This window comes from Streptomyces sp. NPDC002754, from assembly GCF_053592315.1.
The window spans coordinates 54,301-68,899 of the sequence record NZ_JBSFVM010000010.1; the positions used below are offsets into that span (position 1 = coordinate 54,301).

Here is a 14,599-nt window from a genome sequence, read left to right on the forward strand (position 1 = left end):
GCTGGGCGGCTTCGCTGACTGATTCAGATCGCGACGTCCGAGGCGGACATCGATGAGATCAGGGGAACGAAGTGCTCTTCCGGCAGGTGCGGCCAGCATGGTGTGCGGCTGACTGCGGGTGAGATGAGGCCCTGGGCCCTACAGGCCGGAAGAACGGGTAGTACTGCACGGTCGACTTCGATCCATGACAGCCCCACCTCCTCCGGCCGGTCCCCCGTGGGGGACGTGAAACGGGTCGGTTTCCCGACGGGCCCGCGTAAGGCCCTCGGCGGACACGCACTGCGTGTTGTCCCGACCAGCGGCCAAGACTATCAGCCGACTGACGAAAGAGGGCCCAGTCCTTACCCGTTGGGTCCGAGATCTATGCTCGCGGGATGGCAGAAGTTCTTGCGCTGGTGGATGCGCGACTCCGGACAACCCTGGGTGAACCGGACGCGCGCGCGGCCGTCACCTTCCTCGGCACCGACCGGATCGAGGTGTTGCGCTTCACAGATGCCTCCCAGAACGTGGTGCGCTACGCCACCCTCGGCATGGCCGCGTCTCCGATGGCCGACCCCACGGCGGCCCTCGCCGACCCTGTCAAGGGCCCTCGCGCGGAGCTGGTGCTCACCGTCCGCGCGGGCCTCGCCGACACCGACAAGGTGCTGCGCCCGCTCGCGGTCCTCGCGGCCTCGCCCCAGGTCGAGGGCATCGTCGTCGCGCCGGGCGCCTCGCTCGACGTGGGCGAACCGCTGTGGCCGGGCGCCCCGTTCACCTCGGCCCTGGTCGCGGAGCCGGGGGGGCTGGTCGAGGACCTGGATCTGGACGAGCCCCTGGACCCCGTACGTTTCCTGCCGCTGCTGCCCATGACGCCGAACGAGGCGGCGTGGAAGCGGGTGCACGGCGCCGCCGCGCTCCAGGAGAAGTGGCTGAACGCCGGTACGGACCTGCGCGACCCACTGCGCAAGTCCGTACCTCTGGACTGACTGACTGCCGGTCAGCTCGCGTACACCGAGACGCTGTCCTCGGTGGCGTGCTTCGGCTCCAGCTCCTCGGCGTCGTGGGTGAGCGCCTTCCTGCGCACCCAGACCACGACCGCGCCGAGCACCGCCGTGCCCGCGGCGACCACGAACGGGATGTGGATGTTGCTCCACTCCTCGATCTTCGGCGCGAAGAACGGGGCGGCCGCGGCGGCGAACCAGCGCACGAAGTTGTAGCCGGCGCTCGCCACCGGGCGCGGCGCGTCCGAGACGCCGAGCGCGAGCTCGGTGTAGACGGTGTTGTTCACGCCGATGAAGGCGCCGGACAGGATCGTGCAGACGATGGCCGCCGTGTGGTTGCCGTACCCAAGGACGAGCACGTCGATGGCGAGCAGCACGAGTGAGCCGCCGAGCACCTTCAGCGAGCCGAACCTGGCCTGCATGCGCGGCGCCACGATCACCGAGCACAGTGCGAGCAGCAGACCCCAGGCGAAGAAGACGGCGCCCGATTTGTACGGCGTCATGTTCAGCACGAACGGCGTGAAGGCCAGCACCGTGAAGAACGTGTAGTTGTAGAAGAAGGCCGAGATCGCCGTGGAGGCGAGGCCGCCGTGGCCGAGCGCCTTGAGCGGGTCGAGGATCGAGGTCTTCTTCGCGGGCTTCGGCTGTTCCTTCAGGAACGCGGTGATGCAGAGGAAGCCGATGGCCATCAGTGCGGCAGTGCCGAAGAACGGGTAGCGCCAGCTGGCGTTGCCGAGCAGCGCGCCGACGAGTGGCCCGCAGGCCATGCCGAGCCCGAGCGCGGACTCGTAGAGGAGGATCGCGGCGGCGCTGCCACCGGCGGCGGCGCCGACGATGACCGCCAGCGCGGTCGACACGAAGAGCGCGTTGCCGAGGCCCCAGCCCGCGCGGAAGCCGACCAGCTCCCCGACGGACCCGGACGTGCCCGCGAGCGCCGCGAAGATCACCACGAGGGCGAGGCCGGCGAGGAGGGTCTTCTTGCCGCCGATGCGGCTGGAAACGAACCCGGTCACCAGCATGGCGACGGCGGTGATCAGGAAGTACGAGGTGAAGAGCAGGGATACCTGGCTCGGTGTCGCTTCGAGGCCCTTGGCGATCGACGGCAGGATCGGGTCGACGAGGCCGATGCCCATGAAGGCGACGACGGATGCCCCGGCGGTCGCCCAGACCGCCTTCGGCTGACGCAGGATGCTGGTCGTGCTGGTCGCCCCTGCGTCGAACGTGTCCCCTTCGGGAGGACCCCCTGTACTGCTGTGGCTCATGCCTGCTCCTTCGGCCAGATCGTTGGCGTATACACATAATAAGTTAGAGCAGCTAATTAATGCAAACTACATCTACCTCTCCTGGTGGGGGCGCCACGGTGGTGCCCTCCGGACGGGTGATCGTCCTTGACGCGGCGCGGGGCGGGGAGGACCGTGGGGCTCTATGAGGGGCGAACCCAGTTGCCCGAAGTGTGGTGGCCGGGTCAGGGCTCCCGGACTCTTTGCCGACTCCTGGCAGTGCGATGTGCACGGGACCGTGCATCCGATGCAGCCCGTGATCCCGCCCAGCGTCGAGGCGCTCAGCGTCGTGGTGCGGCGCGCGCAGGTGCCGGTCTGGATGCCCTGGCCGCTGCCCGTCGGCTGGCTGTTCACCGGCGTGGCCAACGCGGGGGACGAACGCCACGGCGGCCGCGCCACCGCCGTCGCCTGCTCGGGCCCCGGACCGCTCGGCGGCGCCGGTGAACTGGTGCTCGTCGCCGAGGAGCTGGGCGTCGGACTCGGCGCGCGCTACGCGGGGATCGACGGCCCCGACCCCGGCCCGTACATGGAGGTCTCGGGGCCCCCGCAGGCCAAGGTGCTCGCCGCCGGCCGGCCCACTCCGATGTGGCACGTCTCCGGCGCCCCGGACGACCGGGCGGTCTTCGCGGGCGAGGCGCGCGGCCTGTGGCTGTGGGCGGTCGTCTGGCCGGAGCAGACGGGGATGCTGATGTACGACGAGCTGGTGCTCACGGATCTGCGGGACGCGGGGGCCGAGGTGGACCTGCTGCCGTGCGGGGCGCTGTCGCCGCGCATTCTCGGTTGAGGCGTTGAGGCGTTGAGGCGTTGAGGCGTTGAGGCGCCGCGTCGGTCGCCGCGTCGGAGCTGCTGGAATCCCCGTTATCCTTGAGCGATCCCCGTCAGTCCGTCGAGCTTGGAGTACGCAGCCGTGCGCATCGATCTGCACACCCACTCCACTGCATCCGACGGCACGGACAGCCCGGCCGAACTCGTACGGAACGCCGCCGCGTCCGGTCTGGACGTCGTCGCGCTCACCGATCACGACACCACGCGCGGGCACGCAGAGGCCTTCGCGGCCCTGCCCGAGGGGCTCACCCTCGTCACCGGCGCCGAGCTCTCCTGCCGCCTCGACGGCGTGGGCGTGCACATGCTGGCGTACCTCTTCGACCCCGAGGAGCCGGCCCTGCTCGCCGAGCGCGAGCTGGTCCGCGACGACCGGGTGCCGCGCGCCAAGGGCATGATCGCCAAGCTCAACGAGCTCGGCGTCCCCGTCACCTGGGAGCACGTCGCCCGGATCGCGGGCGACGGTTCGGTCGGCCGCCCGCACATCGCCACGGCGCTGGTCGAGCTCGGCGTCGTACCGACCGTCTCCGACGCGTTCACCGAGGACTGGCTGGCCAACGACGGGCGCGCGTACGTCGACAAGCACGAGACCGACCCCTTCGAGGCGATCCGGCTCGTCAAGGCCGCCGGCGGAGTCACCGTTTTCGCACACCCCGGTGCCGCCAGGCGCGGCCGCACCGTGCCCGAAGCGGCGATCGCGAAGCTGGCGGAGGCCGGGCTCGACGGCGTAGAGGTCGACCACATGGACCACGACGCCGCGACCCGCGAGCGCCTGCGCGGCCTCGCCGCCGACGTCGGCCTGCTGGTCACCGGGTCCTCGGACTACCACGGCAGCCGTAAGACGTGCGTGCTCGGCGAGTACACCACCGACCCCGAGGTCTACGGGGAGATCACGCGGCGCGCCACGGGCGCCTTCCCGGTGCCGGGCGCCGGCGGACGCGACGCCTGACGCGCCCCGTAGTCACCCCTCGACGTCGACTCGACGTCACTTCGACCCACCCTTCCGCACCACTCTCGCAAGGCACCCCACCGTGTTCGACGCTGCCGTCTTCGGATCCCTCTTTCTCACGCTTTTTGTGATTATGGATCCCCCCGGAATCACTCCGATCTTCCTCGCTCTCACCGCGGGCCGCCCCGCCAAGGTCCAGAAGCGCATGGCCTTCCAGGCGGTCTGCGTCGCCTTCGGCGTCATCGCCGTGTTCGGCGTCCTGGGCAACCAGATCCTGGCCTATCTGCACGTCTCCGTCCCGGCCCTGATGATCGCGGGCGGTCTGCTGCTGCTCCTGATCGCGCTCGACCTGCTGACCGGCAAGACGGATGAGCCGAAGCAGACCAAGGACGTGAACGTCGCCCTCGTGCCGCTCGGCATGCCGCTGCTCGCCGGGCCCGGCGCGATCGTCTCCGTGATCCTCGCCGTGCAGCACGCGGACGGCGTGGGCGGTCAGCTCTCCGTCTGGTCCGCGATCGTCGCGATCCACGTGGTGCTGTGGCTGGTGATGCGGTACTCGCTGGTGATCATCCGCGTCATCAAGGACGGCGGTGTGGTCCTGGTGACCCGGCTCGCGGGCATGATGCTCTCCGCGATCGCGGTGCAGCAGATCATCAACGGCGTGACGCAGGTGATCCAGGGCTCCTGACGGCCCCGGACCACGAACTCTCGGACCACAGCGAAGCCCCCGTACGCATCGTGCGTACGGGGGCTTCGAAGTGTGCGAGTCACTTACGCCGTTACGAGGCGGACGACTCTGCCGGGCGGATGTAGAGGCGCTGCCCGATGGCGGCGGCCTGCTGAACGATCCGGTTGACGGAGGCGGCGTCCACGACGGTGCTGTCCACGGCGGTGCCGTCGACATCGTCGAGTCGCATGATTTCGAAGCGCAAGGGCTTCTCCCTTCGTCTGGTGATCCTCCTGAAGGAGAACTACTGGTGCGGGGCTTCTCAGCTTGATCCCGCTGTACGGCCGGGCGGTTGCCCGGCCGTTAAGAGTGAATTGCGCGGCCTCAGTGCCGCGCGTTCCAAGGGGTACAACGAGTTGTCCGCTGCAAACATTCCCTACGCTAAGGAAATTTTTCGATCGGCTAATTACCCGTGCGTCAGGAGTGCCGCAGGAGTGCCGCGGGATGTGCCCGAGCTGCGGTTTCTACGCCGCCGGATGCCGGTCCCAGAACGCGGCGAGGGCGGCGGCCGTGGTCCGCGGCTGGTCGGTATTGGGGGAGTGCTCGGCCCCGGTCACGACGGTGCGCTCCGCGCCGAGGCGGGCCGCCATGGCGTCGAGGACCGGCACCGGCCAGGTGTCGTCCCGCTCGCCCGACAGCACATGTATCGCGAGGCCGAGCGCGGCGAGCTCGTCGACCCGGTCCGGCTCCGTGCGCAGCTGCCCCGCCGTGGCGATGAGCTGGGCCGGGCTGTTCCGCATCCAGCGGCGGCGCAGATCCTCGCCGTCACCGCGGAGATCGGCGGCGTCCTCGGGGGCGTCCAGGCCCTGGATGGCCTCCCACACCTGGGCCATGTCCAGCGCGGCGAGGGCGTCCTGGAGCAGCTTGGCGCGCTCCTGCTGGGGCGGTGCGACGGCGGCCGGGCCCGAGGACATCAGCGTGAGGGAGGCGAACGGGGCGGGGTCCTCGATGGCCGCCGCGCGCGCGACGAGCCCGCCGAGCGAGTGGCCCAGCAGATGCACCCGGCCGGTCCCGGCGTCGGCCTGGAGTGCTGCCGCCTGCGCGAGCACGTCGCGCGCCAACTCGCCCTGCCTGTAAGGCCGTTCGTCGTCCTTCGGGCCCTCCGACTCGTACTGCCCACGGCCGTCCACGGCGACGGTCCGGTAACCGGCCGCGCTCAACGGGGCGTGCAGCTCGATGAAGTCCTCCTTGCTCCCCGTGAATCCGGGCAGCAGCAGAGCGGTGCCACGGACCGGGCCCTCGGTCGGCTCCCCGGTGAGCGCGGCGAAGTCGCCACGGGCGGTGCGGAGGCGGTGCGCACGAGTGCCGGGCGGCGGGGTGAAGGTCGCGGGCCTGCTCATGTGCCGAGATTACGCGCAGCCACTGACAACGAAGGCCCGGACCCCGCAGCAGCGGGATCCGGGCCTTTCGCCGTGGACGGATCAGGCCTCGGGAGCCACGACCTTCTTCCGCGTACGACGCGGCTTCGCCTCGGCGGCGGCGGTGTCGACGACGGGCTCGGCCTTCTTACGGGTCCGGGTGCGCGTGGCGGGCTTGGCCTCGGCGGCCTCCGCGGTGTCGACGGCCACTTCGGCCTTCTTGCGCGTGCGACGCGGCTTGGCCTCGGTCGCCGTCTCAACCGCCTCGGCGGCGGTGTCGACGACGGGCTCGGCCTTCTTGCGCGTACGGGTGCGCGTGGCGGGCTTGGCCTCGGCGGCCTCCGCGGTGTCGACCGCGGCCTCCGCCTTCTTGCGGGTACGCGTGCGTGCCGGCTTGGCCTCGTTCGCGTCCACCGCCTCGGCGACGGGCTCGGCCTTCTTGCGCGTACGCGCGGGCTTCGCCTCGGTGGCCTCGACGGTGTCGACGACGGCCTCCGCCTTCTTGCGCGTGCGACGCGGCTTGGCCTCGGTCGCCGTCTCAACCGCCTCGGCGGCGGTGTCGACGACGGGCTCGGCCTTCTTACGGGTCCGGGTCCGCGCGGCGGGCTTGGCCTCAGCGACCTCGGCGGCCTCGGCCGTGTCGACCGCGGCTTCGGCCTTCTTACGCGTACGGGTGCGCGTGGCGGGCTTGGTCTCAGCGACCTTGGTGGCCTCAGCGGCCTCGGCCGTGTCGACCGCGGCTTCCGCCTTCTTGCGGGTACGCGCGGGCTTCGCCTTCGGCTCGGCCGGCTCCGGCTCTGCGGCCGCAGGCACGGCTTCCACCGTCTCGACCACCGTCTCGGCGACGGGCTCGGCCTTCTTGCGCGTACGACGACGGGGCTGGGCGGGGATCTCCGCCTCGACCGTCTCCACGACTGCCTCGGCGGCGGGGGCCGCCTGTGCGACCGACGGCGCGCCTGCGCCACCGCGCGTACGGCGGCGACGACGCGGCGTCCGCGGCTCGGCGGACTCCTCCACGGGAGCGGGAGCAGGTGCGGACACGGTGGTCGACGCGGGTGCGGCCGTGGCCTCACCGGCGCCGACCGGCTCGCCGCCGCGCATACGGCGACGGCGGCGCGGCGTGCGCGCCGGGCGCTCGCGCTCTTCACGCTGCTCGCGCTTCTCACGGTCCCGACCACGGTCACGGTCACGATCGCGGTCGCCCCGGCCACCACGACCGCCACGCGGGGACGAGGCCCCGCGGCCACCGGTCTCGCCCAGGTCCTCGACCTCCTCGGCGGCGAGCCCGGCGCGCGTACGCTCCGAGCGCGGAAGCACACCCTTGGTGCCCGCCGGGATGTTCATCTCCTCGTAGAAGTGCGGCGAGGAGGAGTAGGTCTCGACCGGGTCGTTGAAGTCCAGATCGAGAGCCTTGTTGATCAGCTGCCAGCGCGGGATGTCGTCCCAGTCGACCAGCGTGATCGCGATGCCCTTCTTGCCCGCGCGGCCGGTGCGGCCGATGCGGTGGAGATACGTCTTCTCGTCCTCGGGCGTCTGGTAGTTGATGACGTGCGTCACGTCGTCGACGTCGATGCCGCGCGCGGCGACGTCGGTGCAGACGAGGACGTCCACCTTGCCGTTGCGGAACGCGCGCAGCGCCTGCTCGCGCGCGCCCTGCCCGAGGTCACCGTGGACGGCACCGGAGGCGAAGCCGCGCTTCTGCAGCTGCTCAGCGATGTCGGCGGCGGTCCGCTTCGTCCGGCAGAAGATCATCGTCAGCCCGCGGCCGTTGGCCTGAAGGATGCGCGAGACCATCTCGGGCTTGTCCATGTTGTGCGCGCGGTACACGTGCTGCGCGGTGTTGCGCACGGTCGCGCCCTCGTCGTCCGGCGAGGTGGCACTGATGTGCGTGGGCTGCGACATGTAGCGGCGGGCCAGGCCGATGACGGCGCCCGGCATGGTCGCCGAGAACAGCATGGTCTGGCGCTTCGCAGGAAGGTGGTTGATGATCTTCTCGACGTCGGGCAGGAAGCCCAGGTCGAGCATCTCGTCGGCCTCGTCGAGGACGAGCGCCTTCACGTGCGAGAGGTCCAGCTTCTTCTGGCCGGCCAGGTCGAGCAGTCGGCCGGGCGTACCGACGACGACGTCGACGCCCTTCTTGAGGGCCTCGACCTGGGGCTCGTACGCACGACCGCCATATATGGCGAGGACGCGCACATTGCGCACCTTGCCGGCGGTCAGGAGGTCGTTGGTCACCTGCTGGCACAGCTCGCGCGTCGGGACGACGACGAGGGCCTGCGGCGCTTCGGTCAGCTGCTCGGGCTTGGCCCGGCCGGACTCGACGTCCGCGGGGACGGTGACGCGCTCCAGGATCGGGAGGCCGAAACCGAGGGTCTTGCCCGTGCCGGTCTTGGCCTGGCCGATGACGTCCGAGCCCGAGAGGGCGACGGGGAGGGTCATCTCCTGGATGGGGAAAGGGTTGATGATGCCGACGGCCTCAAGGGCCTCTGCCGTCTCGGAGAGAATGCCGAGCTGGCGGAACGTCGAAGTCTGCGTAGTCAGGGTGTTGCCTACTCTGTGAGGTGCGGCGCGAGGCGAACGCGGGGGTCGTGACCGTGCCGGTCGGTACACCGGACTCGAGCCGCGGTCTGCGGGGATCGGGTGGACCGGATGGCGCGGGACCACTGCCGACGCTCGAGCGCTCGTGCCGCTGAGGGCCCCTCCTCAGATCCGTACGTCTTGTGACGTACGACCCGGAGGGCTGTCAGGTCGGAGCCGATCGGGCCTCCGACCGGGCATCCTCATTCATGAGGCCCGTCCGAAAGTGCGCATAAGCACCTTGGAGGCGCCTTGCACTCGGCGGGCTCTTTACCACCATACCCCGGAATCGCGCATGTGCGATGGCCGAATGGGTCACGTAGCCGTCGTCACACTCATTGACCAGGGCCTTCCGCGACGGGGAGAGCGGGCTATTGTGCGCTTCATGGAGACGCCTGACAACGCCACGCCGACCGCCGAAGAAACCCCCGTGCTCACCGGTATCGCCGCCCAGGACTGGGCCACCGCGGCCGTGGACGAGAACTACCGCGCCGCCGTTGTCGACCTGCTGGGCGCGCTCGCCTACGGAGAGCTGGCGGCGTTCGAGCGGCTCGCCGAGGACGCGAAGCTGGCGCCGACGCTGGGAGACAAGGCGGAGCTGGCCAAGATGGCGTCCGCCGAGTTCCACCACTTCGAGCAGTTGCGCGACCGGCTCTCGGCGGTCGGCATCGAGCCGACCGACGCGATGGACCCGTTCGTCGAGGCACTCGACGGCTTCCACCGCCAGACCGCCCCGTCGGACTGGCTGGAGGGTCTGGTCAAGGCATACGTAGGCGACGCGATCGCGTCGGACTTCTACCGTGAGGTCGCGGCCCGCCTCGACTCGGAGACCCGCTCGCTCGTCCTCGCCGTACTCGACGACACCGGCCACGCGTCGTTCGCCGTGGAGAAGGTGCGCGCCGCGATCGAGGCCGACCCGCGCGTGGGCGGCCGGCTCGCCCTGTGGGCGCGGCGGCTCATGGGGGAGGCGCTCTCGCAGTCGCAGCGGGTGGTCGCGGACCGGGACGCGCTGTCGACGATGCTGGTCGGGGGCGTGGCCGACGGGTTCGACCTCGCCGAGGTCGGCAAGATGTTCTCGCGGATCACCGAGGCGCACACCAAGCGCATGGCGGCGCTCGGGCTCGCCGCCTGACGACGCGCTGACGACTTCTTCTGGTCGTTCGGTTCTTCTGCCGCTACTTCGTCCACGCATACGGAGTCAGCTGCTGCGCTCTGCCCCGGGTGGGGCGCAGCAGCAGCGAGAGCAGGGCCACGGACATCACGACCGCGCCCACGAGCGTGGCGATCGCATGGTCAGGACCCAGCGCGCTGTGGGTGACGAACGCCCCGACGAGGGCGCCCGCGACGCCGGTCGGCAGCACGAGCGTGCGTGACGGCAGCCTGTGCGGCAGTCGGTGGCCCGCCCCGAGGGCGAGTGCCATGCCGAGCAGTACGGAGCCGAGAGCTTCGAGAAGCATGGTGCGGATACCTCCCGCGCGGCCGGTGGGTGCACTTCGGACGTAGCCGGTCTACCCCTGGCCTCCCGGACGCAACCCTCCGCGCGAGGATCGGCTGTGCGCTCGCTGTGAACATGCAAAAGGCCTGATGGCAGCTGCGCCATCAGGCCTTTCACGTACTGTCCGCCCGTCCCCTCCGGGAGGCTCTACAGCGGGCCGAAGCCCACCTTCCGCGTCGACGGTTCGCCGAGCTCGACATAGGCGAGGCGCTCGGCGGGGACCAGGACCTTCCGGCCCTTCTCATCCTTCAGGGAGAGGAGTTGGGACTTGCCGGACAGCGCCGCGGACACCGCGCTCTCGACCTCCTCGGCGGACTGGTCGCTCTCCAGAACGATCTCGCGGGGCGTGTGCAGCACGCCGATCTTGACCTCCACGGCCTTGTCCCTCCGACGATCCGTGATGTGCGCGGATGACCGCGCTGTACCCAGCAAAGATTAGCCCTGCCGGGCGAGAGTCCCGACGCCACGGCTGCACGCCAAGAGCGAACAGCCAGACGGGAACAAAGTGAGCCGTGTGGCCGTGCCGCGTGCGCGCGTGCTCAGTTCTGCTCCGCGCCGTGCAGCGGGAAGCCCGCGATGCCGCGCCAGGCGAGCGAGGTGAGGAGTTGCACCGCCGTGTCGCGCTCGACCGGGCTCGAACTGGACAGCCAGTAGCGCGCGACGACCTGCGAGACGCCGCCGAGGCCCGTCGCGAGAAGCATCGACTCGTCCTTGGACAGGCCCGTGTCCTCCGCGATCACGTCCGAGATCGCCTCCGCGCACTGCAGGCTGACCCGGTCGACGCGCTCGCGCACCGCCGGCTCGTTCGTCAGGTCCGACTCGAAGACGAGCCGGAACGCGCCGCCCTCGTCCTCCACGTACGCGAAGTAGGCGTCCATGGTCGCCGCGACGCGCTGCTTGTTGTCCGTCGTGGAGGCGAGCGCCGTGCGGACCGACTGCAGCAGGGACTCGCAGTGCTGGTCGAGCAGCGCCAGGTAGAGCTCGAGCTTGCCGGGAAAGTGCTGGTAGAGCACCGGCTTGCTGACGCCGGCCCGCTCGGCGATGTCGTCCATCGCGGCCGCGTGGTACCCCTGTGCGACGAAAACCTCCTGGGCCGCACCCAGAAGCTGATTGCGACGGGCACGGCGCGGTAGGCGTGTGCCCTTGGGGCGCGCTGCCTCCGTCTGCTCGATGGCTGTCACGCCGCCTCCCAAGATTGTCCGTGTGCGGTGTGCGCCGCGACGCCATCGTACTTTTGAGTAACCCTGATGTGCGCGGTACGAGCGCAGAATTTCACGGACCGGACTGCTGTGAAAACCGCATGTAGTGAGCCCGATGTCACATCTGTGGTCACAAATGGGTGGATCGTGGCGCACCGCTCATCGGTAGTCGTCCTCGTCGATCGCGACGACGCGGGCCTGCTCCGCCCGGTCCGCCTCGTTCGCGGTGTCCGGGTCGGCCTGCGTGTCGGGCTCGTCGTCCTGCTCGGGCGCGAGGTCCGTGTGCTGCTCCACGGTGTCGGCCTCGGGGGTCTCCACGCCCGCCTCGGCGGGGCTGTGATCGGCGAAGGCCTCGGGGTCGCTCGGGTCGACCGTCATCGGTGGCTCCCTTCCTCACCTGTCCGTGCGTGGACGGGTGCCCTGATATCGAGCGTAGGAGACACCCGATCGGGGCGCTATGCGATCTTTTGGCGATCTCTTGAGTGGCGCGGGGCCTCCTGGGCGAACCCGCCCGGCCAGGCCGCGTTTTGGACTGTGACGGCGAACACGCGATCCACTGTGTGATCGTCTCGTAACATATGTCGCATGTCTTCGACCGAGTCGCCGCGCGTGCCTGCCGTCATCGCCGCCGCGACGCCCACGCCGGGCGCCGTCGAAGTCGCGGAGGGGGAGCACGTGCGATCCGTCGGGCTCCCCGGGCTGACGTTGTCGGTCCGGTCCCGTCCCGGAGCGCGCGAGGGGCTGCCGCCCGCGCTGTACGTGCACGGGCTCGGCGGCTCCTCGCAGAACTGGTCGGCGCTGATGCCGCTGCTCGAGGACGTCGTCGACGGGGAGGCGGTCGACCTGCCGGGTTTCGGCGACTCGCCGCCACCGGACGACAGTGACTACTCGGTGACCGGGCACGCGCGCGGGGTCATCCGTTATCTCGACGCACAGGGTCGCGTCCCTGTGCACCTTTTCGGGAACTCGCTGGGCGGGGCCGTCGCCACGCGCGTGGCCGCCGCGCGTCCCGATCTCGTCCGCACGCTGACCCTGGTGTCGCCCGCGCTGCCGGAGATCCGGGTGCAGCGCACCGCCCTGCCGACCGGCCTGCTCGCGGTGCCCGGCGTCGCCCCGCTCTTCACGCGCCTGACGAAGGAGTGGACACCGGAGCAGCGGGTGCGCGGCGTCATGGCCCTCTGCTACGGAGACCCGAACCGGGTCACGCCCGAGGGCTTCAGGGTCGCCGTCGAGGAAATGGAGCGGCGGCTCCAACTGCCGTACTTCTGGGATGCGATGGCCCGCTCCGCGCGCGGTGTCGTGAACGCGTACACGCTCGGCGGGCAGCACAGCCTCTGGCGGCAGGCTGAGCGCGTGCTCGCACCGACGCAGCTCATTTACGGAGGGCGTGACCTGCTGGTCTCGTACCGGATGGCGGCCCGCGCGGCACGTGCGTTCCGGGACTCGAGGCTGCTCACGCTCCCGGACGCGGGGCATGTCGCGATGATGGAGTACCCGCGGACGGTCGCGACGGCGTTCAGGGAACTCCTCGCCGACACCGAAGCGTTGGACAAGAGGCGCGGGAGCGCCAGTAGTGTCGGTGACGCCGCGAGTGACGGGTCCGGCACCGACGACCACACGACATTGGGGAGCTGAGGCGGCCTGTGGGACGGCATAGCCGCCGAGGATCGGCAGACGGTGCGGAGGATGCCGTCAACGTGCAGGTGGAGGCCGAGACGCACGCCCCGTCGGGGCGGGGCGTAGGCACCGGGCGCAGGCGAAGGGGGCCGGCCGAGGCGCCGCCCGCGCCGACCCCGCCGTCGGCGGCCGGGCGTCCCCCCTTCTCGGGGCACACTTCCGCGCGTCCGGGGGCCGGGCCGGTGCGTGGCGGCCACCCCGAGTCGCGCGAGTCGGGCGGCGGCTGGGGCGCGTCCGTGCCGCCGGTCGCGGGCCCCGTCGCGTCGGCACGCGGCCCCGAGCACGGTCCGTCGGCCCCCGAGGACTCGGCCCTACCGGGGCTGCGGCCGCGGCGGGAGCGGGCGGAGCCGGGGGCGCCAGACCGGGGTGCGCCAGACCGGGGTGCGCCGGGGCAAGGCGCGCCAGGCCAGGGCGCGTCGGGTCAGGGTGCGCCGGGGCGCAGGCGCCCGAGGCAGGACTACATCGACGCGTTCGATGCGCCTGCGGGTGGCAATGCCTCTGCTGGTTTCGACGTTCCGGCGGGTGTTGGTGCCTCCGCTGGTTTCGGCGCCCCTGTGGGCTCCGATGCCCCTGTGGGTTCCAACACCCCCGCGGATGCGGACCCGTACGCGCGCGTGGCCGAGTGGGACGCCGAGCCGCCCGTGCCGCCGGAGGACCGGGCGCCGGTCGAGTCCGGCGGCGGGCGCGAGAAGCGCGGCAGGGGCATGACCTTCACGGGCATCGCTGCCGCGGCCGTCACCACCGTGCTCGCCGTCGTCGTCGCGGGGCAGGTCGCCGACAAGGACGGCGGCTCCGCGAGTGACGCGCAGGCGCAGGCCGCCGAGGGCGGTCGCCCGGGCGGCGGCTCCGCCTCGCGCACGGACCAGCGGGCCGTCCCGAAGGAGACCGCGAAGCCCGCCCCGGCGACGTACGGGCAGAAGATGGCCAAGAAGTACCCGCTCGCGACGGATCTGAAGGCATCCGGTGCGTTCGCGACGATCCCCGGAACCGACAAGGCGCCGGGCAGCGGGCAGAAGTTCCGCTACCGCGTCGACGTGGAGAAGGGGCTCGGGCTCGACGGGACGCTGTTCTCGCAGGCGGTGCAGAAGACCCTGAACGACAAGCGGAGTTGGGCCCACGACAACGCCCGCACCTTCGAACGGGTCTCCTCCGGGAAGCCGGACTTCGTGATCACGCTCGCGAGCCCGGGCACGACGGCCGACTGGTGCGCCAAATCCGGCCTCGACACCACGGAGGACAACGTGTCGTGCGACTCCGCCGCCACCGACCGCGTGATGATCAACGCGTACCGGTGGGCCCAGGGCTCGAAGACGTACGACGACGTGCTCGGCGACACCGCCATCCACCCGTACCGGCAGATGCTGATCAACCACGAGGTCGGACACCGGCTCGGCTACAACCACGTGAGCTGCTCGCGGGCCGGCTCGCTCGCGCCGGTCATGCAGCAGCAGACCAAGTTCCTGACAGCCGACGGGATCACGTGCAAGCCCAACCCGTGGGTCTATCCCAAGGGTTGACGCTACGTAGCTAAACGT

15 protein-coding genes are annotated in these 14,599 nt (G+C 70.8%); 7 read left to right on the forward strand and 8 right to left on the reverse strand.

All coding sequences use genetic code 11. The annotated features are described in order from the left end of the window. Positions 1–374 precede the first annotated feature (374 nt). Complete coding sequence (locus ACWD2L_RS21500; RefSeq protein WP_351333467.1) at positions 375–965, forward strand: suppressor of fused domain protein; 591 nt, start codon at positions 375–377, stop codon at positions 963–965. 11 nt (positions 966–976) lie between these two features. On the opposite strand, the gene ACWD2L_RS21505 is transcribed toward ACWD2L_RS21500, so the two are convergent. Then, on the reverse strand, positions 977–2,242 hold the full coding sequence (locus tag ACWD2L_RS21505; protein WP_351333470.1) for an MFS transporter: 1,266 nt from the start codon (positions 2,240–2,242) through the stop codon (positions 977–979). 163 nt (positions 2,243–2,405) lie between these two features. Between ACWD2L_RS21505 and ACWD2L_RS21510 the strand changes: the two genes are divergently transcribed. The 3 genes from ACWD2L_RS21510 to ACWD2L_RS21520 all read left to right on the forward strand — a co-directional run bounded on the left by ACWD2L_RS21510 (position 2,406) and on the right by ACWD2L_RS21520 (position 4,719). Beyond that, complete coding sequence (locus tag ACWD2L_RS21510; RefSeq protein ID WP_351333473.1) at positions 2,406–3,044, forward strand: DUF6758 family protein; 639 nt, start codon at positions 2,406–2,408, stop codon at positions 3,042–3,044. Between the two features lie 123 nt (positions 3,045–3,167). Further along, positions 3,168–4,031: a PHP domain-containing protein gene (locus tag ACWD2L_RS21515; protein ID WP_351333476.1), complete on the forward strand. Its 864-nt coding sequence runs from the start codon at positions 3,168–3,170 to the stop codon at positions 4,029–4,031. 82 nt (positions 4,032–4,113) lie between these two features. Continuing rightward, a complete protein-coding gene (locus ACWD2L_RS21520) occupies positions 4,114–4,719 on the forward strand; it encodes a MarC family protein (protein ID WP_351333479.1) in 606 nt (201 codons plus the stop codon). Positions 4,720–4,810: 91 nt separating this feature from the next. On the opposite strand, the gene ACWD2L_RS21525 is transcribed toward ACWD2L_RS21520, so the two are convergent. The 3 genes from ACWD2L_RS21525 to ACWD2L_RS21535 all read right to left on the reverse strand — a co-directional run bounded on the left by ACWD2L_RS21525 (position 4,811) and on the right by ACWD2L_RS21535 (position 8,555). Continuing rightward, entirely contained in the window at positions 4,811–4,963 is a 153-nt protein-coding gene (locus ACWD2L_RS21525; RefSeq protein WP_306317966.1) for a hypothetical protein, read from the reverse strand. Between the two features lie 259 nt (positions 4,964–5,222). Next, positions 5,223–6,098 carry an alpha/beta fold hydrolase gene (locus ACWD2L_RS21530; RefSeq protein WP_351333482.1) on the reverse strand — a complete coding sequence of 292 codons (876 nt, stop codon included), beginning with the start codon at positions 6,096–6,098 and terminating at the stop codon, positions 5,223–5,225. A gap of 81 nt (positions 6,099–6,179) precedes the next feature. Next, complete coding sequence (locus tag ACWD2L_RS21535; RefSeq protein ID WP_351333484.1) at positions 6,180–8,555, reverse strand: DEAD/DEAH box helicase; 2,376 nt, start codon at positions 8,553–8,555, stop codon at positions 6,180–6,182. 514 nt (positions 8,556–9,069) lie between these two features. Here ACWD2L_RS21535 and ACWD2L_RS21540 point away from each other — a divergent pair. Further along, positions 9,070–9,825, forward strand: a complete 756-nt coding sequence (locus tag ACWD2L_RS21540; protein WP_351333487.1) for a ferritin-like fold-containing protein — start codon at positions 9,070–9,072, stop codon at positions 9,823–9,825. Between the two features lie 43 nt (positions 9,826–9,868). Here ACWD2L_RS21540 and ACWD2L_RS21545 read toward each other — a convergent pair whose 3' ends face one another. The 4 genes from ACWD2L_RS21545 to ACWD2L_RS21560 form a co-directional block, all read right to left on the reverse strand. Further along, positions 9,869–10,150 carry a hypothetical protein gene (locus ACWD2L_RS21545; protein WP_351333489.1) on the reverse strand — a complete coding sequence of 94 codons (282 nt, stop codon included), beginning with the start codon at positions 10,148–10,150 and terminating at the stop codon, positions 9,869–9,871. Positions 10,151–10,335: 185 nt separating this feature from the next. Next, a complete protein-coding gene (locus tag ACWD2L_RS21550) occupies positions 10,336–10,563 on the reverse strand; it encodes a DUF3107 domain-containing protein (protein ID WP_327661699.1) in 228 nt (75 codons plus the stop codon). Between the two features lie 164 nt (positions 10,564–10,727). Further along, positions 10,728–11,369 (reverse strand): TetR/AcrR family transcriptional regulator, encoded by a 642-nt coding sequence (locus ACWD2L_RS21555; RefSeq protein WP_351333492.1) that lies wholly within the window; start codon positions 11,367–11,369, stop codon positions 10,728–10,730. A 177-nt stretch (positions 11,370–11,546) separates the two neighbouring features. Further along, positions 11,547–11,765 carry a hypothetical protein gene (locus tag ACWD2L_RS21560; RefSeq protein WP_351333494.1) on the reverse strand — a complete coding sequence of 73 codons (219 nt, stop codon included), beginning with the start codon at positions 11,763–11,765 and terminating at the stop codon, positions 11,547–11,549. 207 nt (positions 11,766–11,972) lie between these two features. Here ACWD2L_RS21560 and ACWD2L_RS21565 point away from each other — a divergent pair, with 207 nt between their 5' ends. Continuing rightward, positions 11,973–13,022 (forward strand): alpha/beta fold hydrolase, encoded by a 1,050-nt coding sequence (locus tag ACWD2L_RS21565; RefSeq protein ID WP_351333497.1) that lies wholly within the window; start codon positions 11,973–11,975, stop codon positions 13,020–13,022. Between the two features lie 224 nt (positions 13,023–13,246). Further along, positions 13,247–14,581: a DUF3152 domain-containing protein gene (locus ACWD2L_RS21570; protein WP_451190554.1), complete on the forward strand. Its 1,335-nt coding sequence runs from the start codon at positions 13,247–13,249 to the stop codon at positions 14,579–14,581. Positions 14,582–14,599: the final 18 nt, after the last annotated feature.